At 36.0% G+C, this 22,612-nt stretch carries 21 protein-coding genes; 12 read left to right on the top strand and 9 right to left on the bottom strand.

The genetic code is table 11. The annotated features are described in order from the left end of the window. Positions 1–47: 47 nt before the first annotated feature. Together fadA and fadB are read right to left on the bottom strand one after the other, a co-directional pair. Complete coding sequence (fadA, locus tag CJF42_RS02410; RefSeq protein WP_095365145.1) at positions 48–1,214, bottom strand: acetyl-CoA C-acyltransferase FadA; 1,167 nt, start codon at positions 1,212–1,214, stop codon at positions 48–50. 1 nt (position 1,215) lies between these two features. Further along, positions 1,216–3,393: a fatty acid oxidation complex subunit alpha FadB gene (fadB, locus tag CJF42_RS02405; RefSeq protein ID WP_095365144.1), complete on the bottom strand. Its 2,178-nt coding sequence runs from the start codon at positions 3,391–3,393 to the stop codon at positions 1,216–1,218. Between the two features lie 235 nt (positions 3,394–3,628). Here fadB and CJF42_RS02400 point away from each other — a divergent pair, with 235 nt between their 5' ends. The 4 genes from CJF42_RS02400 (at position 3,629) to CJF42_RS02385 (ending at position 9,198) form a co-directional block, all read left to right on the top strand. Then, the gene (locus CJF42_RS02400; protein WP_252097503.1) at positions 3,629–5,530 is read left to right on the top strand and encodes a transglycosylase SLT domain-containing protein; all 1,902 of its coding nucleotides are present in this window, start codon (positions 3,629–3,631) and stop codon (positions 5,528–5,530) included. A gap of 80 nt (positions 5,531–5,610) precedes the next feature. Next, a complete protein-coding gene (pepQ, locus tag CJF42_RS02395) occupies positions 5,611–6,933 on the top strand; it encodes a Xaa-Pro dipeptidase (RefSeq protein WP_095365143.1) in 1,323 nt (440 codons plus the stop codon). 105 nt (positions 6,934–7,038) lie between these two features. Continuing rightward, positions 7,039–7,653 (top strand): YigZ family protein, encoded by a 615-nt coding sequence (locus tag CJF42_RS02390; protein WP_095365142.1) that lies wholly within the window; start codon positions 7,039–7,041, stop codon positions 7,651–7,653. A 93-nt stretch (positions 7,654–7,746) separates the two neighbouring features. Next, a complete protein-coding gene (locus CJF42_RS02385; protein WP_095365141.1) occupies positions 7,747–9,198 on the top strand; it encodes a TrkH family potassium uptake protein in 1,452 nt (483 codons plus the stop codon). A 366-nt stretch (positions 9,199–9,564) separates the two neighbouring features. Here CJF42_RS02385 and trkA read toward each other — a convergent pair whose 3' ends face one another. From trkA to def, 4 genes are all read right to left on the bottom strand, one after another. Continuing rightward, the gene (gene trkA / locus CJF42_RS02375) at positions 9,565–10,941 is read right to left on the bottom strand and encodes a Trk system potassium transporter TrkA (RefSeq protein WP_095365140.1); all 1,377 of its coding nucleotides are present in this window, start codon (positions 10,939–10,941) and stop codon (positions 9,565–9,567) included. Between the two features lie 27 nt (positions 10,942–10,968). Further along, positions 10,969–12,258 (bottom strand): 16S rRNA (cytosine(967)-C(5))-methyltransferase RsmB, encoded by a 1,290-nt coding sequence (gene rsmB / locus CJF42_RS02370; protein ID WP_095365139.1) that lies wholly within the window; start codon positions 12,256–12,258, stop codon positions 10,969–10,971. Then, positions 12,255–13,214 (bottom strand): methionyl-tRNA formyltransferase, encoded by a 960-nt coding sequence (fmt, locus tag CJF42_RS02365; protein WP_095365138.1) that lies wholly within the window; start codon positions 13,212–13,214, stop codon positions 12,255–12,257. The genes rsmB and fmt overlap by 4 nt, the downstream gene beginning before the upstream one ends. A gap of 86 nt (positions 13,215–13,300) precedes the next feature. Beyond that, positions 13,301–13,822: a peptide deformylase gene (def, locus tag CJF42_RS02360; protein ID WP_095365137.1), complete on the bottom strand. Its 522-nt coding sequence runs from the start codon at positions 13,820–13,822 to the stop codon at positions 13,301–13,303. Between the two features lie 124 nt (positions 13,823–13,946). Here def and CJF42_RS02355 point away from each other — a divergent pair, with 124 nt between their 5' ends. The 6 genes from CJF42_RS02355 (at position 13,947) to hemF (ending at position 18,896) form a co-directional block, all read left to right on the top strand. Next, a complete protein-coding gene (locus CJF42_RS02355) occupies positions 13,947–15,068 on the top strand; it encodes a LysM peptidoglycan-binding domain-containing protein (protein ID WP_095365136.1) in 1,122 nt (373 codons plus the stop codon). Between the two features lie 25 nt (positions 15,069–15,093). Then, positions 15,094–16,185 carry a DNA-processing protein DprA gene (gene dprA, locus CJF42_RS02350; protein ID WP_095365135.1) on the top strand — a complete coding sequence of 364 codons (1,092 nt, stop codon included), beginning with the start codon at positions 15,094–15,096 and terminating at the stop codon, positions 16,183–16,185. A 1-nt stretch (position 16,186) separates the two neighbouring features. After that, positions 16,187–16,660: a DUF494 family protein gene (locus CJF42_RS02345; protein WP_095365134.1), complete on the top strand. Its 474-nt coding sequence runs from the start codon at positions 16,187–16,189 to the stop codon at positions 16,658–16,660. 156 nt (positions 16,661–16,816) lie between these two features. Next, positions 16,817–17,383 carry a DNA topoisomerase family protein gene (locus CJF42_RS02340; protein ID WP_095365133.1) on the top strand — a complete coding sequence of 189 codons (567 nt, stop codon included), beginning with the start codon at positions 16,817–16,819 and terminating at the stop codon, positions 17,381–17,383. A 20-nt stretch (positions 17,384–17,403) separates the two neighbouring features. After that, positions 17,404–17,967 (top strand): L-threonylcarbamoyladenylate synthase type 1 TsaC, encoded by a 564-nt coding sequence (tsaC, locus tag CJF42_RS02335; protein ID WP_095365132.1) that lies wholly within the window; start codon positions 17,404–17,406, stop codon positions 17,965–17,967. An 11-nt stretch (positions 17,968–17,978) separates the two neighbouring features. Continuing rightward, complete coding sequence (gene hemF, locus CJF42_RS02330) at positions 17,979–18,896, top strand: oxygen-dependent coproporphyrinogen oxidase (protein WP_095365131.1); 918 nt, start codon at positions 17,979–17,981, stop codon at positions 18,894–18,896. Between the two features lie 1,293 nt (positions 18,897–20,189). On the opposite strand, the gene CJF42_RS02325 is transcribed toward hemF, so the two are convergent. Next, on the bottom strand, positions 20,190–20,636 hold the full coding sequence (locus tag CJF42_RS02325; protein ID WP_095365130.1) for a group II truncated hemoglobin: 447 nt from the start codon (positions 20,634–20,636) through the stop codon (positions 20,190–20,192). Positions 20,637–20,676: 40 nt separating this feature from the next. On the opposite strand from CJF42_RS02325, the gene aroE reads away from it, so the two are divergent. Continuing rightward, positions 20,677–21,510 (top strand): shikimate dehydrogenase, encoded by an 834-nt coding sequence (gene aroE, locus CJF42_RS02320; protein WP_095365129.1) that lies wholly within the window; start codon positions 20,677–20,679, stop codon positions 21,508–21,510. Between the two features lie 3 nt (positions 21,511–21,513). Beyond that, on the top strand, positions 21,514–21,741 hold the full coding sequence (locus tag CJF42_RS02315) for a DUF1488 family protein (protein ID WP_095365128.1): 228 nt from the start codon (positions 21,514–21,516) through the stop codon (positions 21,739–21,741). Between the two features lie 8 nt (positions 21,742–21,749). Here CJF42_RS02315 and CJF42_RS02310 read toward each other — a convergent pair whose 3' ends face one another. After that, a complete protein-coding gene (locus CJF42_RS02310) occupies positions 21,750–22,283 on the bottom strand; it encodes a gamma carbonic anhydrase family protein (RefSeq protein WP_095365127.1) in 534 nt (177 codons plus the stop codon). 39 nt (positions 22,284–22,322) lie between these two features. Beyond that, positions 22,323–22,445 (bottom strand): hypothetical protein, encoded by a 123-nt coding sequence (locus CJF42_RS28985; protein ID WP_286203461.1) that lies wholly within the window; start codon positions 22,443–22,445, stop codon positions 22,323–22,325. Positions 22,446–22,612: the final 167 nt, after the last annotated feature.

Below are 22,612 nucleotides of genomic sequence, written 5' to 3'. Positions count from 1 at the left end.
AAACAAACCCTTGCCTGACACCAAGACTTAAATGTTAGTTTTGTAAGTTATTCAACACGTTCAAATACCGTTGCAATACCTTGACCTAAACCAATACACATAGTTGCCAAGCCATATTTTGCATTATTATCTTCCATTAAATGAATAAGCGAAGTACTGATCCTTGTACCTGAACATCCTAGTGGATGACCCAGTGAAATAGCACCACCATTTAAATTCACTTTTTCATCAATAACATCGGTCAACCCTAAATCTTTAATAACAGGTAAAGATTGTGCTGCAAATGCTTCATTTAGCTCAACAACACCCATGTCTTCAATGGTTAAGCCTGCATCTTTTAATGCTTTTTTACTTGCTGGTACTGGACCGTAACCCATAATTGAAGGATCGCAACCAGCAACTGCCATAGATTTAACCCGAGCTCTAATTGGCAATCCGAGTGCTTTTGCTTTTTCTTCTGACATCATTAACATAGCTGATGCACCATCTGATAATGCTGATGAAGTACCAGCCGTAACAGTGCCATTTGCAGGATCAAATGCTGGACGTAATTTTGATAATCCTTCAACGGTTGTCTCAGGGCGAATTACTTCATCTGTATCGATAGAAATTAAAGTGCCATCATCATCATGACCTAAAGTTGGTAAGATTTCACGTTTGAAGCGACCTTCAACAGTTGCTACGTGAGCACGCTGATGTGATCTTGCTGCAAACTCATCTTGCTGTTGACGTGAAATACCATGTAACTTACCTAAGTATTCAGCTGTTAGCCCCATCATGCCAGCAGCTTGTGCAACTGATTTAGAAAGCTTTAAGTTAAAGTCTACGCCGTGATTCATAGGCACATGACCCATATGTTCAACACCACCAACAATATAAACATCACCAGCGCCAGTCATAATTGCGCGTGCAGCATCATGAATTGCTTGCATAGATGAACCACATAAACGGTTCACTGTGACTGCTGGCACTGAGTGAGGAATACCTGCAAGTAATGAAGCATTACGTGCAATATTAAAACCTTGTTCTAATGTTTGTTGTACACAGCCCCAATAGATATCATCTATATCGGCAGGATCTAGTTGTGGGTTTCTATCAACTAAGCCTTTCATTAAATGTGCACTTAAGTCTTCGGCACGAGTATGCTTAAAAATACCATTCTTAGAACGACCCATTGGAGAACGAATACAATCGACTATTACTGGAGTTTGCATGTTATACGCCCTCTACTTGATAAAATTTACGGCCTTGTTCAGCCCATTGACGTGTTAAATCTGATACTTGGTAAATAGCACCTAAATCAGCATATTTATCGGCAGTTGCTACAAATTCAGCTAAACCAATTTGATCTAAGTAACGGAATGCACCACCTCTAAATGGAGGGAAACCAATACCATAAATCAATGCCATATCAGCTTCTTGTGGTGATGCTATGATATCTTCTTGCAAACAAAGTAAAACTTCATTCAGCATTGGGATCATACAACGGTCAATTATTTCTTGTTTTGAAAACTCTTTTTCTGATTCACAGATAGAGCTTAATAATTCAATTGCTGCAGGATCGTTTTTCTTTTGTGGACGACCTTTTCTATCAGGCAGATATTGATAGAAACCAGTTGCATTTTTTTGGCCAAAACGATTGTTTTTAGCAAACAATGCAACGGGATCTTTTTCTTGAATTGCCATACGTTCAGGGAAACCAGCAGCCATTACACTAGTACAATGGTTTGCTGTATCTAAACCTACAACATCAAGTAAATAACCTGGACCCATAGGCCAACCAAATACATTTTCCATTACTTTATCCACTTTCGCGAAGTTAGCACCTTCAACAACAAGTTGGTTAAAGCCTGCAAAGTAAGGGAATAAAACACGGTTTACAAAAAAGCCAGGGCAATCATTTACAACAATTGGAGACTTACCTAGTTTTAATGCGTAATCAACTACTGCACCGATAGTTTCATCGGAAGTATCTTTACCACGAATAATCTCAACTAATGGCATACGATGAACAGGGTTAAAGAAATGCATGCCACAGAAGTTTTCTGGCTGTGTAAGCGCACTTGCTAATTCATCAATCTGAATTGTTGATGTATTTGACGTTAAAACAGTACCTTCAGGCATATCTTTTTCTAGCTTTGCTAAAACAGATTGTTTTATTTTGGGGTTTTCAACAACAGCTTCAACGACGATATTGGCTGTTTGCATATCTGAATCATTAAGTGTCGGTTTGATAGCTGATAACGTTTTTACCATTTTATCAAGTTTAATGCGGCCGCGTTCTACTTGTTTGCCAAGTAGTTTAGATGCTTCGCCCATGCCTAAATCTAAAGCATCTTGAGCGATATCTTTCATGATAATAGGAGTGCCTCTATAGGCTGATTGGTAAGCAATACCACCACCCATAATTCCTGCGCCAACAACAGCGGCTTGTTTAATATCTATTGTACTTGTTTTTGCTTGTTTGCGGGCTTTATTTTTTATATATTGATCGGCTAAAAATATGCCTACTTGTGCTGCCGCTTCATTTGTTTTCGCAAGTGCTGCAAAGTTGGCGTTTTCAATTGCCATTGCTTCAGTACGGTCACTGTTAGCTGCAGATTTAAGGGTTTTTATAGCCATTAAAGGTGAAGGATAATGGCCTTTAGTTTTACCAAATACCATGCCTTGAGCAGTCGCAAAGCTCATACCTTGTTCTAATTTGTTCATTGTAAGCGGTGCTAGTTTTTGAGCGCGTTTTGCTTGCCAATCTAATTTACCATCGATTGCTTGTTCTAATACTTTAATACTTGAACCATATAGTTTCTCTTTTGATACAACGCTATCTAATGCGCCAACAGCTAAAGCCGGTGTTGCCCTATGCTCTTTACCAGTGGTGATCCAAGTCATCGCATTATCAGCACCTATTATTCGAGGTAAACGCACTGTGCCACCAAAACCAGGCATAATACCTAAGCGAACTTCAGGTAAACCAATTTTCACATCGTCACTAGCTACACGGTAATCAGTTGCTAAAACCCATTCACAGCCACCGCCTAGTGCCATACCATTTACAGCACTTACAGTTGGAAAAGGTAAATCTTCAAGTGCATCAAATACATCAGTCGCATTCTTAATCCACTGTGTTAACTCTGATTCTGGTAAATCAAATGTAGGTAAAAATTCAAAAATATCAGCACCGATAATAAAATGATCTTTGTCACTGGTAAAAACCATGCCTTGAATATCATCACGTTTGGAAAGCTCTGCAAATGCAACTCCACATTCTTGTAGTGTTTGTTGTGATAATTTATTTACAGAGCCTGGTACGCAAAATTTAAATTCGGCAATTGATTTTTTTGTAATCGCGTCTTCTATGAAGGCTACTTCAAAGCTATCGCTTTTATATAACATTTTTATCTCCATGGGTTATTCTTCTAACTCAAACAGTAGTTAATATGTGAAATTAACTGGTACGATGAGTGTTCTTTTTATGCAGTTTCGCCTCTTTAAATAAAAATAGCAATAAATTTTCTTTCTTTCTTAATATTTGGTTAAAAACTAGATGTTAAGATGAGGTTTTCAATGAATAGTTTGATAAAGTGGGAGTTGAGTAAGATTAGAGGATATTCATAAGGATTATTTTTTAGTGAAAATATTTAAAAAACTGTTTATTTCAGCTGCGCTATTTTCTAGAATTTCACTTGTTAGTCTTTCAGTTGATGCCATCTCTGTTGAACATAAAGCATTTATTTCGGCAGAGAAAGCGGCTTTGTCTGGTAATAAAAAAAGATATCAGAAAGCTTTAGCTAATTTAGATCATCCATTAAAGCCCTATGTGAAAATGGCTTATTTAAAAAAATATCCTTATTTATCAAATGAAGCGGATATAGAATCGTTTTTAAAAATTTACCAAGGTTCACCATTAGAGTGGCCTGTTCGTAAAGCTTGGCTAAAATATTTAAAGAAACGAAATAAGAAAGCACTTTTTATTAAATACTTTAAACCTACAAAAAATGCAGCTTTAACTTGTATCAATCTTAATTACCAGTTGCAATTAGGTGCGCCAAAAAGAGCTATTTTGCAACAAGTGACAGATTTATGGTTAGTTGGCAAGTCTCAATCAAAAGAATGTGATGTTTTATTTAGAAAATGGCGTAAACAAGGTTATATGACACAAGCGCGTATATGGCAAAGATTGACGTTAGTAGCACAAAAAGGAAAGCATTCTTTAATTCCTTATTTAAAAATGCAGCTTCCTAAAAAGGAGCAGTACCTTGCTGACTTATATTATAAAATGCGAAGAGACCCATCTGCATCTGCAGGTCTATATCGATTTAAAAATGCCAACTTAAAAGAATCTGAAATTGCTATTTATGGTATCAAGCGTTTAATTTGGCGAGATGATGATTTAGCATTACGTGCTTGGCGAAAACTTGATGTAAAATTTAAATTTACTGAAAAACAAAAGCAGGGAGTTTATTATACCTTCGCTTTAGCGCTGGCATCATCTAAGCATAAAGAAGCTAAGTTTTGGTTAAACAAAGTTGCGATTGAAAATCATGATAAAAAACTGATGCAATGGCAGTTAACTAATATGCTACAAAGTAATGATTGGCCAGGTATTATTGCTTACTTTACAGGTAAAGGAAATCTATCAAATGGACAAAACTATTGGTTAGCCTATTCATATCAGCAGCAAGGTAAAAAACAAAAAGCAGATAAAATTTGGTCTGGTATTGCACAAAAGCGTAACTATTATGGCTTTATGTCGGCGGCAAGATTAAATTTACCTGCGCAGATGCAATATCAACAAACAGTAATAGCACCATTATTGATTGAAAAGGTATCTCAAGCACCTGGTTTTATTAGGGCTAAGGCTTTATTTGAATTAAAACGCACGACCTTATCTAGGCGAGAATGGAATTATTTAATTAATACTTCATCAAAAGAGGAAAAGTTGGCAGCGGCGCAGCTAGGAAGTCAATTAGATTGGCACGATCGTGTCATAATTACTATGGCACAACTTAAGTTATATCATCATTTAGACTTACGTTTTCCTGAGGCTTTTGTAGGCTTATATAAAAAATATAGTCATAAAAGTAAAATAGATATAGCTTGGATCTATGCGATTTCAAGAAGAGAAAGCTCTTTTGCATCAGATGCAAATTCAGATGCAGGCGCTTTGGGGTTAATGCAAATATTGCCAAGTACAGCTAAATATATTTCTAAGTCTAGTATTTCACGTAGAAAGTTATTTGATCCAAAAACAAATATTAAACTTGGTTCTCAATATTTAAGTTATTTAAAACGTAAAAATAATGGTAATGAAATTCTTGCTACTGCTTCTTATAATGCGGGTTATCATCGTGTAAAAAAATGGCTACCTAAAAACCCTGTAGCCGTTGATTTATGGATAGAATCTATCCCATATAGAGAGACTCGTGATTATGTGAAAAACGTATTTGCTTATAAACAGGTTTACCATACAAGAATGGGTGAAACTGACAATTTATTTGATGATTTATTAACGATGAAAATTCAGAAATGATGCATACTTTATCAATGACTTTCATGTGTTAAACTGACCATAATCGTTATTATTTTAATTTCACACATTTAGGAAAAATAATGGATAAACTCGCTTCTTTATATGCTGAACATATTACAACTTTACAGCAACGAACAAAAACGCTTTTAGAGCGAGAAGGACTTGATGGTTTAGTAATTCATTCAGGACAAGCTAAACGTCAATTTTTAGATGATATGAGCTATCCGTTCAAAGTTAACCCACATTTTAAAGCTTGGTTACCAGTTGTAGATAATCCGCATTGCTGGTTAGTACTTAATGGTACTGATAAACCTAAGCTTATTTTTTATCTCCCAGTAGATTTTTGGCATAAAGTGCCAGATGAACCAAATGAATATTGGGCTGAATATTTTGATATTCAATTATTACAAGTACCAGATCAAGTTGAGCAGTTATTACCTTACGATAAAGAAAAATATGCTTATTTAGGTGAGTATGTAGAAGTTGCTGAAGCTCTGGGTTTTAAAGAATTAAACCCTGAACCAGTACTTAATTATACTCATTATCATCGCGCATATAAAACACCTTATGAGCATGTGTGTTTACGTGAAGCAAATCGCTTAGCTGTGAATGGTCATCAAGCAGCAAGAGATGCTTTTTATGCTGGAGGTTCTGAGTTTGATATTCAAAATGCTTATTTATTGGCTACACGACAAGGTGCTAACGAAGTACCTTATGATAATATCATTGCACTAAATGAAAACTGTGCCATTTTACATTACACACATTTAGATCAGTTACCGCCGCAAACAATGCGTTCATTTTTGATTGATGCGGGTGCAAGTTTTAATGGTTATGCCTCAGATATTACACGTACTTATGACTTTAATAAATCAGGTCAGTTTGCAGAATTGATCAGTGAACTAAATACACAGCAACTACAAATGTGTGATGACTTAAAGCCCGGTGTAAAATATGGTGATTTACATGTTGATTGCCATATGCGTATCGCAAAACTATTATCACAATTTAATATTGTAAACTTATCTACAGAAGCAATTATTGAAAGAGGTATTACAAAAACTTTTTTCCCACATGGCTTAGGCCATCATTTAGGTTTGCAAGTACATGATATGGGAGGGTTTATGGCTGATGAAAGAGGAACACATCAAAGTGCACCTGAAGGCCACCCTTTCTTACGTTGTACGCGTACCGTAGAAGTAAATCAGGTCTTTACTATTGAGCCTGGCTTATATTTTATTGACTCATTATTAGGTGATTTATCCAAAACAAATAATAACCAATACATTAATTGGGATAAAGTTGCTGAGTTTAAGCCTCATGGTGGTATCAGAATTGAAGATAATATTATTGTCCATCGTGATCATAATGAAAACATGACACGTGACTTAAATTTAGCTTAGTTCTTTTGTTCGTGGTAATTTTTAATATAAGAAAATATCACTAATATTTATACTCATAATAATTTGCGGGGTTCTTAGCCTCGCTATTAAACCTAGATTATAGCCATGCCGCAAGAATATAAAATCCCTTTTGACTCTGTCTTTTATCAACAAGATATCAAAAAAAGCAAATTCATCGTTCATATCGCTCACACGCCAGATTTAGATTCTGCCAAAGCATTCATTAAAGAAATTGGCATTAAATACCCTGATGCGAGACATAATTGTTGGGCGCATATCGCAGGTGAACCGGGAGGGAGTCATGTGTTTGGTTTTTCTGATGATGGTGAACCCAACGGCACAGCAGGAAAGCCTATGCTTAATGTCTTGATGGGCTCTGGTTTAGGTGAGATCACAGCTGTGGTAACACGTTATTTTGGTGGCATTAAACTCGGCACTGGTGGTTTAGTCCGTGCATATGGCGGTAGTTTAAATAATGCGATGTTGGAACTAAAAACTGAAACTAAAATACCTGAAGCGTTAGTTTATGGTATTTCAGAATATAGTCATCAGGGCTTGATTGAAAATATTTTAACAGCCTATAAAGTTTTAGATATTCAAAAAACATTTACAGCACAAATAGATTGGCAAATTAAGATCGACAGTAGAGAAGTTAAACGTGTTTTAGCGGAAATCTTTGAGAAAACAAATGCGAGAGTTGAATTTAAGTTAAAAGATTAATTTGTTAACTGTTATTTTTTAGGGCAATTTAAAGTAATCTATAGGCATTAATTACTTCCGATTAAAATCGGTATGTAGGATATAAATAATCTAATGCAGTTTCGTACTATTATCAGAATCCTCGGGTTATTAGTTGCACTTTTTAGTGTCACTATGATCCCTCCGGCACTCGTTTCTTTAATTTATAAAGATGGTGGTGGTTTTCCTTTTGTTCTCGCTTTTGTATTTAGTGTCACGATTGGTTTAGTTACTTGGTATCCAAATCGAAGTGAAAAAGCAGATTTAAAAGCCCGTGAAGGTTTTTTGATTGTTGTTTTATTCTGGTTGGTATTAGGCGCGTTTGGTTCTTTGCCTTTGATCTTTTTGGAAGAACCTAGCTTATCATTAGCAGATGCTGTATTTGAATCGTTTTCTGGTTTAACGACAACGGGAGCTACCGTTTTAACCGGAATTGAATTTTTACCTAAGTCAGTATTATTTTATCGACAACAATTACAATGGCTTGGTGGTATGGGGATCATTGTATTAGCTGTTGCTGTTTTACCTATGTTAGGAGTTGGGGGTATGCAGTTATATAGGGCTGAAACACCAGGTCCCGTGAAAGATTCTAAAATGACTCCCCGTATCGCGGATACTGCGAAACACCTTTGGTATATTTATGTATCGCTCACTATAGCATGTACTTTAGCTTATTGGAGTGCCGGAATGGGATGGTTTGATGCGATTTGCCATGCTTTCTCTACAATAGCGATAGGAGGTTTTTCTACTTATGATGCTTCAATGGGACATTTTAATAGCCCATTCATAAATGTAATATGTGTTGTATTTTTACTGATAGCCGCAGTAAATTTCTCATTGCATTATGCGGTTGTGGCCAATAGAAGCTTAAAAAATTATATCCGAGACCCAGAGCTAAAAGTATTTTTGTTAATTCAAGTTGCCTTGGTATTAATTTGTTTTGCAGTGCTGTCTTCTGAAAATGTATTTGAAAGTGGTGATGAAACTTTGAATCAAGCATTGTTTCAAGCAGTTTCAATTAGTACAACCGCAGGTTTTGCCACCGATAACTTTTCTGCTTGGCCAATATTTTTACCTATGTTATTAATATTCTCTAGCTTTATAGGAGGCTGTGCAGGCTCCACTGGAGGCGGTATGAAGGTGGTCCGTGTATTTCTTTTATACTTACAAGGCATAAGAGAGCTAAATCGTTTGGTGCACCCTAGAGCGATATATTCAATTAAGCTGGGGCGTAAAGCATTACCCGATAAAGTGGTTGAAGCAGTTTGGGGGTTCTTCTCAGCTTATGCATTAGTGTTTGTCATTATCATGCTAATGTTAATGGGCACTGGAATGGATAATATCACTGCTTTTTCTGCTACTGCAGCATGTTTAAACAATCTAGGCCCGGGTTTAGGTGATGTTGCTGCTCACTTTGGTGATATCACAGATACCGCAAAATGGATTTTAACCATTGCTATGGTATTTGGTCGTTTAGAGATATTTACTTTATTAGTTTTATTTACACCCACATTTTGGCGTGGCTAAATTGTATTCCCAAGCCACTTCAAGATGTGAGGTTCAGGACTGCTGAGCAATTCATGATCTAGGCGCATCTTTGCATTAATGGTTACTCCCTTAAAAAAGATGGACCGGCAATATGCTCCTGCATTGCTCTAGTACCTACATCCATGCAGGCAACAACGAGCATGATTTGCTCAGAAGTCCCTGTAAGGTTGGTTTATAAATACTTTATGCAGCGTTATTGATTTTGAAAAGGGAATAACCATGTTCTTCAATCAATGCCTTGCCTAAAGCATTTCTAATTCCAACTGAATCCTGCATCTTGAAGTGGTTTGGGTATATGCCCGACTTTAGTTGTGCTTTTTTATTAAATAATACAGACAATTAATGCTACATAAAGATAGCGCTTACTTGGAATAGTTTTTCCACTACATAGATATGTTTCTTATCGATTAAGAACATGATCACGTGATCACCTGATTCGATGACAGTATTATCATGTGCAATTAAAACATCATCATTTCTAACGATTGCACCAATAGTTGTACCAGCAGGTAGTTTGATATCCCTAATTGCTTTACCAACCACTTTAGACGTCGTTTTGTCACCATGAGCGACCGCTTCGATTGCTTCAGCTGCACCTTTACGCAAAGAATATACGTTTACAATATCACCGCGTCGTACATGAGTAAGTAGCGCTGATATGGTGGCTTGTTGCGGAGAAATCGCAATATCAATTTCACCACTTTGTACTAAGTCCACATATGCGCTGCGTTGGATTAGTACCATCGTTTTTTGTGCCCCCATGCGTTTAGCCAGCATAGCTGCCATGATGTTAGCTTCATCATCATTGGTTACCGCAATGAATACATCAACTTGTTCGATGTGTTCCTCAGATAATAACTCTTGATCGGATGCATCACCGCAAAAAACAATAGTTTTATCTAACTGTTCAGATAATTGAGTTGCACGTTCAGGGTTATGCTCAATAAGCTTTACGGTGTGGTTCTTTTCTAAAGAACGCGCTAAGCCTGCTCCAATATTACCACCGCCTACAATCATTATTTTTTTATAAGATTGCTCAAGTTTTTGTAACTCACTCATTACGGCGCGTATATGTTTAGTTGCTGCGATAAAAAATATTTCATCATCAGCTTCAATTACTGTGGTACCCAAAGGTTTGATTGGCCTGCCTTGACGATAAATAGCAGCAACGCGAGTTTCAACATTTGGAATATGCTCCTTTAATGTTGAAAGGGCATAACCAACTAATAGACCACCGTAGTAGGCTTTTACTGCAACTAAAGATAATTTACCTTCCGCAAACTGTAAAACTTGTAAAGCACCTGGGTAATCAATTAAACGACGTATGTACTTAGTAACAAGTTGCTCAGGTGCAATATAGTGATCTACAGGTAGGTCATGGTTATGAAATAGCTTTTCTTTATAACGTAAGTATTGTTCAGAGCGTATACGCGCAATTTTTGTTGGTGTATTAAATATACTATAAGCAATTTGACAGGCGATCATGTTTACTTCGTCGGAGCTAGTTACCGCAATAATCATATCTGCATCTTCAGCTCCTGCTTGGCGTAAAATATCAGGGTGGGCGCTATGTCCAGTTACAACTTGTAAGTCGAACTTATCTTGAAGTTGGTGAAGTTTATCACCGTTGACATCTATCACAGTGATTTCGTTTTTCTCACCAACCAAGTTTTCAGCTAAAGTACCACCAACTTGACCTGCGCCTAAAATGATAATTTTCATGATCTACCAATATATTTTTTGTTTTTATTAAGGGTGTTTTTTAGTTAACTTTGCATAATAAAAACCATCGGTCAGATCAGGCAGCAACTGCCATCCTGGAGTGGTTAAAGTATCATCAGAGTTTATTGCAATATGTTCAGCATCAGTTTGCTTTTCAAGGAAGTTCAAAATTTGATTTTTGTTTTCTTGAGGTAAAACCGAACAGGTAGCATACAGCAAAGTACCACCTGGTTTTAATAAAGGCCATATTTCTTGTAAAATTTGCCCTTGTAGTTTTGCTATTTTTTCAATGTCGTCTGATCTACGTAACCATTTTATATCTGGGTGACGACGTATGACACCGGTAGCTGAGCATGGAACATCTAATAAAATACGGTCAAATTGCTTACCATCAAACCAGTTATCAGGTTTAGATGCATCGGCACACGTTAACTCTGCTTTCAAGCCAATACGAGTTAAGTTTTCTTGGACACGCTCTAATCTTTTTGCATCGGAGTCTAAGGCTAATACTGCAACTTTAGCAAGCTCTAATACATGACATGTTTTTCCGCCAGGGGCTGCACATGCATCAAGTATATAGTCGCCATCTTGTGGATCTAATAATCTTGCAGCTATTTGAGCTGCACCGTCTTGTACTGAACTGCCGCCAGTTTCAAATTCTGGTAAGCTAAAAACATCACATGGTTTATCTAATAAAACAGCATCAATAAAACCATCTTGTAATTGATGTTTTATATTCTCTTGGCTGAGCTTTTCACTATATTGTGTTGTGCTATTTTGTGTTTGGTTTACACGTAACCACATAGGTGCTTGTAATTGGTTTGCTTCTAAAATTTTCTGCCATTTTTCAGGGTAAGCTGCTTTAACTTGATTGATAAACCAGCCTGGGTGGTTATAGCGACATGCATTAATCTCATGTGCTTGCGCTTCAAGATCTGCTTGTTTACGTTGGAAATTACGTAAAACAGCATTAATTAAACCCTTTAACCCAGTGGCATTTAAAGTTGTTAATGCGTTGACAGTTTCAGCAACAGCTGCATGTGGTGGAGTGCGCATATGTTGTAATTGATAAATACCAACATAAAGTAAAAACTCAAATACTTTTTGCTTGCCTTTTATTGGCTTACTTAATAATTTAGAACAGTAAAACTCTAAACTTGAATAGTGACGTAATACGCCATAACAAAGCTGTTGTAATAAAGCTTTGTCTTTCACTGTAACTTTTGTGTTAGCAGCAGGTAAAGCCTGATTAAGAGATTGTTTTTCTATGATAACTTGATAAATAACTTCAGCTGCTAAGGCTCTTACGTCGCTCATTCGTTTTCACCTTTATTACCGACTAAGCTATTAATTTCGACCCAATCAGCTCGACCATTTAAAAAATCTTGTGCAGACATAGGTTTTTTTCCTTGAGGTTGTAGCAGTTCTATCTTAAGAGCGCCTTTACCAGTTGCTATGGTGATTCCTAGTTTATCACATTTTAACACTGTGCCTGGTTTGCCAGTTAATTCAACTACCTTCGCTTGGTATATCTTAACTGTATTACCTGACATTTGTGTAAAACAAATAGGCCAAGGGTTAAATGAGCGAATATTACGTTCTATTTGTTCAGCATTCACAGACCAATCTATATCTGCTTCTGGTTTAGATAATTTATGAGCATAAGTAGCTTGTGTTTCATCTTGAACGACTGCCTTTGAAGTACCATTAGTTATTTCAGCTAGCGTTTCGATAAGTGCTTTAGGGCCAAGCTTTGCAAGTTTGGTATATAAAGATGTACTTGTTTCCTTCTGCGTGATATCACAAGTTGTAATATTTAGCATATTACCGGTATCTAAACCTAAGTCCATTTGCATTATGGTTACGCCTGATTTTTTATCGCCTGCCCATATTGCTCTTTGAATTGGTGCAGCACCACGCCAGCGAGGTAAAATAGAGCCATGTACATTGATACAGCCTAAACGAGGTGTATCTAAAATGCTTTGCGGTAAAATTAAACCGTAAGCAACAACAACCATAATATCAGCGTTTAGATCGGCTAATATTTGTTGTTCACTCTTAATTTTTAATGAGTCAGGTTGATAAACATCAATATTATTTTCAATAGCAAGTTGTTTTACTTCACTTGCTTTTAGTTTTTTTCCTCGTCCTGCTGGGCGATCTGGCATAGTGTATGTGGCTATTACTTGATGTTCTGAGTCTATAAGAGCTTGAAGGTGGCGAGCTGCAAAATCTGGCGTACCCGCAAAAACAATGCGTAAAGGTTGTGTCACTAAAATTTCCTTAGGTTATAAAAATGCAAAGCATAATTATATAAGGCCATAATATGGCCGTTAAAAAATAATTAATTAGATTTTCTTTAGCTTCGGGCTGCTTCTTTTGCGGCTAACTTTGCTTCTTTTTCTAATCTTTTACGTATACGTTGACGCTTTAATGGTGATAAATAATCGATAAATAATTTACCTACCAAATGGTCTAATTCGTGTTGAATACAAATAGCCAACAGCTCTTCAGCATCCATTTCAAATTTTTCACCTTGCGCGTTTAATGCTTTAACAGTAACAAATTCTGCTCTGTCTACTTTTGCATGTGCTTCTGGTACAGATAAACACCCTTCTTCACTGATTGTGTTTCCTGATTGCTGAGTGATCTCTGGATTGATCAATACAATTTTTTCATTTCGGTTTTCAGAAACGTCCATAACAACAATACGTTGATGGATATTAACTTGAGTGGCAGCTAAGCCTACGCCGTTTTCTTCGTACATAGTGTCAAACATGTCATCAACAATCTTTCTTATTGAATCATCAACTTGTGTAACTTTCTTTGCGATAGTGCGAAGACGTTCATCGGGGAAACGTAATACTTCTAAAATTGCCATATTTACCTTTTAAAGCTGTGCTTAAAATTCTAGATTATGTTAATGTCTGTATTTTAGCCATTCGTGTTCATTTTTTACAGGTTTAGGTCAATAATAATAAAAGAAAAGACTCAAGGAAGCTTTTATGATTAAAAAAATTGCAGCTATAGCGCTTTCATTGTCGATGGTTTTTCCAGCGATCGCAGATATTTTGAAAGTTAAAAATGATGCGCCTGAGCAGTATGTAGTTAAAAAAGGCGATACGCTTTGGGATATTTCTGCTATCTACTTAGAGCAACCTTGGTTGTGGCCTAAGCTATGGCGATTTAATCCACAAATTGATAATCCGCACCTAATATATCCTGGCGATATGCTTTCGTTAGTCTATGATGCCGATGGTCAACCTATGCTGGTGATGAATCAAAAGTATAAAAAAATATCTCCGCATGGTCGTAAAACCATGAAGAAAGATGGTGCTATTCCAACTTTACCGCTTGAACTTATTCGACCTTATTTAACTTATGAACAGGCTATGGATGAAGAAGTTATGGCTACAAAGCCATATGTTTTAGGCGGTAACTCTAGTGCTAAAAATTTAGTTTCGGGTCATATTTTATACGTCAAAGGTAATTTAGAGCGTAGTAAATATTATGGTATTTATCGCAAAGGTGAAGCATATATTGATCCTGAGACTGGTGAGCCTTTAGCGCATGAAGCTATTTTAGTAGGTACCGCTAGAGCATTTAGAAGTGGCGACATTGAAAATGGTGTTCCGGCTTCGGTTCGTGTAATAAACTCAAAACGAGAAATTCATGGCAGTGACTTTTTAATGCCTGCAATTGAAGGACAATCTTTACCAGCATTCTTTAATTTAACAAAACCAGAAAAAAAAGTTGATGGTTTAATCATCGCATCTACAACTAAATTAAGGGAATTTAGCAAGTTAGATGTGGTTGTTATTGACCTTGGTACTGAAGATGAAATAAAACCTGGACATATTTTTGATATTCGCCGTCAATCGCCTACAGTTGTAGATGGTAGTGCAGGGCCTAAATATTTAGAAGATTCATCTCGTTTTGCAAAAATAGCAGCCTCAACAAGTGAATTTTTTGGTATTGAACAGAATGCTGATAGTACAGTTTGGAACATGCCAAAAGAAAAAGTTGGCGAGTTAATGGTATTTAAGGTTTATAATAATTTAAGTTACGCCTTAGTCACTGGTACGTTACAGCCAATAAGAGTTGGAGATGTTGTAAGCGTAGAATAATAGTGATCGGCTCTAAGGAGGGACCATGGAAAGTATTAAAAAAAGCGAGCTAGGTAATTGGCTCGCTTTTTATTTATGTAAAGGGCTCGGGATTGCAATTTTAATTCGTTTACAAAAAAAGATTCAATTATCTCAATTAACTTCCACATCATATAACCAACTATTAGAGTTTGGCTTAACTGCAAAAATATCACAAAATTTAATAAACACAGATTGGTCTTATATCAATCAAATAACCTCTTCTATATTGGAACAAGGTATTGAGGTATTGTGTTACTTTGATGATCAATATCCAGAGTCTTTAAAGCAAATAGCTAGTCCGCCACTGTTATTATTTTGTAAAGGTCAGGTTCATTTGTTATCAACCCCTCAAATTGCTATGGTAGGCAGCAGAAGTGCGACGCCTAACGGGTTAATTACGGCATCACAATTAGCTTATGAGTTAGTTGAAAAAGGTTTAACTATTACTTCTGGTTTAGCTTTAGGTATTGATGGTGCAGCACATAAAGGTGCTTTAGCTTCTAATGGATACACTATAGCAGTACTAGGTACTGGAATTGATTTAGTTTACCCTAAAAGGCATACGCTTTTATTTGAACAAATACTGAAAAAAGGGCTTTTAGTTAGTGAGTTTTTACCAGGAACCAAACCACAAGCAAGTAATTTTCCTCGTAGAAATCGCATTATCTCAGGTTTATCTTTGGGTGTTGTAGTCGTTGAAGCGGAAATAAAAAGCGGTTCATTGATCACAACTAAATATGCGCTAGAGCAAAACCGAGAAGTCTTTGCTGTACCTGGATCCATACACAGCTCATTATCTCAAGGGTGCCATTTTTTGATAAAACAGGGCGCTAAATTAATTGAGAATGTGGACGATATATTAGAAGAGTTGAGCTTTTTTACAAAAAGTTGTCTATATACTAATAGAGAGCAAGAAAAAAGTAAGGAAAATGATCCAATATTAGAGCAGCTTGGATTTGAGGTGACTCCGGTTGATGTTATTGCACAAAGGGTTCAGTTACCAATAGAACAGATATTACCTCGTTTATTAGATCTTGAATTAGAAGATAAAATAGAGCGTGTTATAGACGGCTACATTAAGCTAAGGAGGTGTTAAAATGTTCGATATCCTCATGTATTTATTTGAGAATTATATTCATAGCGAATCAGCCATCTTTGTTGAAGAGAATGAGTTGACTGAAGAGCTCAAACGAGCTGGATTTCATAGTTCAGAAATATATAAAGCACTTGATTGGTTGGAGCAGTTAGCCGATTTACAGCATAGCGATGAATTTCCATATTTAAATCGTTCGCCATCACATTCAACACGAATTTTTACAGATTCAGAATGTGACAAACTAGATATCACTTGTAGAAGCTTTTTAATGTTTTTAGAGCAGGTTGCACTTATTAATCCGATTACGCGAGAAATGGTAATAGACCGTATATTTTATTTAGATAAAGAGTGTATTAGTTTAGATGATTTAAAGTGGGTTGTTTTAATGGTTTTGTTTAATGTACCAGGACAAGAAGGCGCTTATGCTCAAATGGAAGATTTGATTTTTGATGAGCAAAGAGGGCAAGTACATTAAAACCAACTCAGTTATCAATTTAAATTAACTGTTGATGCTTTTCAATATAAAAAAATGAAATGGACTGTTTTATAAATAATACCCTGATAGTTTCAGGGTATTTTTTTGCCTTGTTAGGTATAATCTATATATTAATTTATCTTTACTGGTATTGTTATGACAAAAATCGACAACGATCTTTTTAGTGCACATGAACATGCTCTAGAAAAAGAGCTTGGAGTATGTCCTGATTGTGGGTCTGAGCTTATTATTCGTCATAGTAAAAGTGGGCCTTTTGTAGGCTGCGCTAGTTACCCTGATTGTGAATATACCAAATCTTTGATTGAGCACGATGTTGAGAAAATTAAAATACTTGATGGATCTCATTGCCCGCTATGTAGTGAAGTATTAGCCGTTAAAAATGGCCGTTATGGTATGTTTATTGGTTGCACTGGTTTCCCTTGTTGTCATTATATTGCACATGATAATGAAGACTCACCCGAAGATAAGTTTCCTCAATGCCCAAAATGTAGTGCTGGAAAGTTAGTAAAACGTAGCAATAAATCAGGGCGAACTTTTTATTCTTGTAATGCATATCCTGAATGTAACTACATATTAAATCAATTACCAGTTGATCAAACTTGTCCGCAATGTGGTTGGTTAGTGTTAATTGAAAAGTCGACAGGTGCAGGTAAAAAGTTACAATGCCCACAGAAATTATGCGGCTATAAACAAACTGGTTAATTTTAAGAGTTAAAACAATAGTGACTGAATCAAATAATGAATTAAATGTAATAACGGCTTTAAAGCAAGGTGCTGTTATTTTTTATCCGACAGAGGCAGTGTTTGGTTTAGGTTGTGATCCAGATAATCAGCAAGCTGTTATGGATTTATTGACTATTAAACAGCGTTCAGTTGATAAAGGCCTTATTTTAATTGCTGATAATTATAGCCAGTTATTACCTTATATTGATGATAGTAAAATACCAATGGATAAAAGACCTGAGATTTTTTCGTCTTGGCCTGGCGCTGTTACTTGGATTTTACCTGCATCAGAATCAGCACCAAAATGGATAACAGGTAAATTTGATAGCATAGCTGTAAGAGTGAGTAATCATGCTGAAGTTAAAGCGCTATGCTCTCAATTTGGTAAACCTTTAGTTTCGACCAGTGCAAACCTAGCAGGTTGCGATCCAGTGAAAGATATTAAAGAAGCTAAGCAGGTTTTTATCGATAGAAATTTATTTTATGTACAAGGTGAATTAGGTATTGGGAATAAGCCTAGTCAAATAAAAGATGCTATGACTGGTGCGGTCATCAGAAGTTAATTGAGGACAAAATGCAGAACGTTAGTTTAGAAAAAGTTAAAGAGTATTTATTAAGTTTACAAAACCAAATTTGCCAAGGCCTAGAGCAAGCAGATGGTGAAGCTGTATTTATTGAAGATACTTGGCAGCGAGAGCAGGGGGGCGGTGGCCGAACGCGTGTTATCACCAATGGCGCAGTCATTGAACAAGGGGGGGTTAATTACTCTTATGTTTATGGTGACTCTATGCCTACATCAGCGACAGCACACAGACCCGAACTGGCTGGGCGCAGCTTTCATGCATGTGGGGTATCTCTTGTTATACACCCCAAAAATCCACATATCCCAACAAGTCACGCTAATGTGAGGTTTTTCATAGCTGAAAAAGAAGGCGAAGAACCTATTTGGTGGTTTGGTGGTGGGTTTGACTTAACACCTTTTTATCCGAAAATTGAAGACGTAGTGCATTGGCATATGGTAGCTAAAAATGCTTGTGATCCATTTGGCGATACTATTTATCCTGAATATAAAAAATGGTGTGATGAATATTTTTATTTAAAGCATAGAGATGAAACACGTGGTGTAGGTGGTTTATTTTTTGATGATTTAAATAAAATGGGTTTTGAGAAAAGCTTTGAATTTATGCAATCGGTAGGCGATGCATTTTTAGATGCGTATGTGCCGATTATAGAACGAAGAAAATATACGCCTTTTACTGAACAGCAAAGAGACTTTCAACTGTACCGTAGAGGTCGCTATGTTGAATTTAATTTAGTTTGGGATCGTGGCACATTATTTGGTTTGCAAACAGGTGGGCGTACAGAATCTATTTTGATGTCTATGCCACCATTAGCTCGTTGGGAATATAACTATTCGCCTGAGGCTAATTCTTTAGAAGCTAAGCTTTATAATGATTTCTTAAAACCAAAAGATTGGTTAGCTGAAAAGTAAATTTAATATTAAAGCCAGTTTATAAAATTGGCTTTAATTGAATTTTATAGTGTTAACTTAAAAGCTTTTACCTGATCGTCTAGATTTTCGCCAACCTGTTTTGGCTTACAAAGAAAAAAATAAGTTCACTTTTGAAAAAACAAGTGAGCATTTTAATATTAGCCTCAGAACACTATTTCGTTGGGCTAATAACATTACGTCTTATATTAATCGGCAAAAATCTGAAACTAAAGTGGATATGCAAAGAAATTCATCCGGTGTCATTTCAATATTAGACTTCACCTTTTTTGTTTTTATAAATGCAAACTTGAATAACTGCTTTTGCTAAATCAACTGCAACTCTAGTAGGATACATGTTATGGACGCTTTTAATATATTTGTTTAGGAGCTTTTATATTACCCACATTTTAGAATGTGGGGGAGTCCAATTATCTATTACTCAATTAAGTGCCTTACTCTTAAAAATTCACCCTAATTTAAATCTGATCATTAACTTAATAGAATTGGTATCATTACGCTCTGAAACGCATTACATCACCTTAAAAAAAAACACTAAAACACCCAAAATCTGACGAAGAAGAGCGATTAAATTTTCAGCGTCGGATTGCGTGTTATGAAGAGGATGGAAAAGATATTGTTTATCTTGATGAGAGTGGTTTTGCACAATGTATGCCGTGCACTCATGGCTATTAAAAAAAAGCTGTTCGTTGTTATGGCATGCATGATTGGCAAGTAAAAGACCGAGTGAATGTCATTGGTGCTATTGTCGGTGGTCTATTCTTAACTTTGAGTGTTTTTACATGCTATGTCAATTTCGATGTACTCTATGCTTGGTTAGAATACGAGTACAAGGCATGATTTGTAATCCATGGTTATTCCCTGATGATGAATCATAACGCCGCAATCGTTTTCTACCCAAACACCCATAGGGCAAGATGCATTGTTATAAGATATTTATTGAGAATGACTTAACGACACATCTTATGCCTCGTATTTGGCACGCTTCTCGACTTGCTGAAATAACGCATTTCCATGTCGCATGGGTATAGCCCTGACTTAAATTCAATTGAGCAAAAATGGACGCATGTAAAATCAATTAGAAGAACTAAGCGTTGCGAGCTTGACGCACTATTTTCTGAGCACCTTGACTATGTCATTTTATATTGATTCGGCTATAGAGCAGGGAGAATGTAAATTTTGTTTTGAATTGAGAGTGAGCGCATAAATTTTATCCTTAGCATAGAGAAAATATAATGTACTAACATTTTATAGTGGGTTTTGACCTAGATTAAATTATTCTTGATTAATCATATGGGTTGCTAATTGTAAAAATGATATTTTTAAATTCTGGCGAAGTAAGGGGTTATCTATCTCAATATCTAGCGCCTTATACATGCAATAAATCCATTGATTTCTTAATTCTTCATCAATTAAAAAAGGTAAATGCTTTTTTCGTAGCATTGGATGACCGTATTTTTCCGTAAATAAATCAGGACCTCCTAGCCAACCGGATAAAAACTCAAAAAATACAATGCGAATACGATCTAAAGGTTGAGGGTGTAACTCTAATAATGGGCGAGCATATTCATCTTGTTGCATTATATCGTAAAAGCGCTTTGATAAGTTATATGCACCAGTTTCTCCACCAATAATCTCATAAGGTGTTTTTTCAACTATAGGTTTTTCTGAGGGCTTGTTTTGTGTGTGTTCTTTAGTGAAAATACGTTTTATAAGGTTCATCTGTTAAGTTAACTCCAAAACTACGATAAAAAGGATTGAAATGGATTCATATGCTGTATTTGGTAACCCAATAAAACATTCAAAATCGCCGACAATTCATCAAATGTTTGCATTATCTGTCGGGCATCAGCTTGATTACCGTGCGATTCTAGCACCTAGAGATGGCTTTATCGATTCATTGAATCAGTTTTTTCAAGGGGAGGGCTTAGGCGCAAATGTAACTTTACCTTTTAAAGAAAAAGCTTTTCAATATGCTGATACATTAACTTTAAGAGCACAACTGGCTGGTGCTGTAAATACATTAAAGAAGTGTGATGATGGCCGTATTTTAGGTGATAATACGGATGGTGCAGGTTTAGTCGCTGATTTATTGAGAAATAATATAAAAATAAAAAATAAACGCATCTTGTTGATTGGTGCTGGTGGCGCAGCGAGAGGTGTTATTTTACCTTTGTTAGGACAAGAACCTGATTCACTTGTTATTGTGAATAGAACAGTTGAAAAAGCACAGTTGTTAGAAAAAACATTTCAAGAATATGCGTTAGAAAAAAACATTACAATTTCTGCATCTAGCTTTGATTTGTTACCAAAAGATGAATATCAACTAATTATTAATTCTACCTCTACCAGTGTCACGGGTGATTTACCTGCGTTAGATGTTATTCATGCTCAATTTTGTGAAGCAGCATATGATATGTTTTATGAAAAGAATGTAACCTCATTTTTGAATTGGATTAAAGAAAATAATGAAGCAGCTATACTAGTAGATGGTATCGGAATGCTAGTTGAGCAAGCTGCCGAGAGTTTTTATTTATGGCGAAATGCTAAGCCCAATATTGAAAATGTCTTAATTAAATTAAAAAGTGAATTATAAACTATGAATCAAGCAATACAATTTGTGGATCGTTATATATATGTAGCAGAGCGAGAAGCGATTCAGTTTGAAGCGATAGTTTCTGGGTTAATCGTTTTTTGTTTTGTTAAACATACTGGTGAAAATATTGAAGAGTTTTTAAATCAAAATAAGTTTGATTTAGAAGATCAAGCGACCGAGCTAATTGAGGATGAAGAGTATAATGAACTCGGTGAAATTTGGTTAAGATAATAGAGGCGCTATAAGTCCTTTAAGTATTCATCTTTCAACAATACATAATTGTCGGCAGATATTTTTAAAAAAGCACGTTCTTGTTCAGTTAAGGGGCGTGCTTGTTTTATAGGACTGCCAACATATAGGTAACCAGATTTAAGCTTTTTGTTTGGTGGCACTAAAGAACCACCACCAATGATGACATCATCTTCAACAATTGCGTTATCCATAATAATAGCGCCCATGCCAACTAAAATTCTGTTTCCCAACTTGCAACCATGTAGCATAGCTTTATGTCCAATAGTGACATCATCACCAATAATAAGCGGGTAACCATCGGGAAGGGATTCAGATTTTCGAGTGACATGCAAAACTGAACCGTCTTGGATATTTGTTCTTTCGCCAATTTGAATGTAATTAACATCACCTCGAGCAGCAACTAAAGGCCAGATACTAGAATCTTTACCTAAATAAAGTTGACCAACAATAATGGCTGATTCATCTACGTATGTATTAATACCAATTTTTGGTTGAATACCTTTATAAGCGCGAATTGTCATTATTTATTCCTAAATTCAAAAAAGACATATTAATTAAGACTAACACCTATTATACCCAAGCATCTTCAAGATGCGAGTTTCAGAACTGTTGAGCAATTCATGATCTAGGCGCATCTTAGCATTAATGGTTACTCCCTTAAAAAAAGATGGAACAACGAGCATGATTTGCTCAGAAGTCCCCGCTGAGTTGGTTTATATAAATTAGTGAAACAACAAGTTTAGGAATAAAAACAACACGCTTGAGAGTGTTTATTAAACCACTCGGCTGATTTTTGTTCAATTATGAAATAAAAGATGTTTTTTTAAATAAAACACTTGCGCAATTTTGT

Source organism: Pseudoalteromonas sp. NBT06-2, assembly GCF_002276045.1.
Lineage (GTDB): Bacteria > Pseudomonadota > Gammaproteobacteria > Enterobacterales > Alteromonadaceae > Pseudoalteromonas.
Note: the sequence above shows the minus strand (reverse complement) of the source record. Positions and strands in the feature narration are given on the sequence as shown.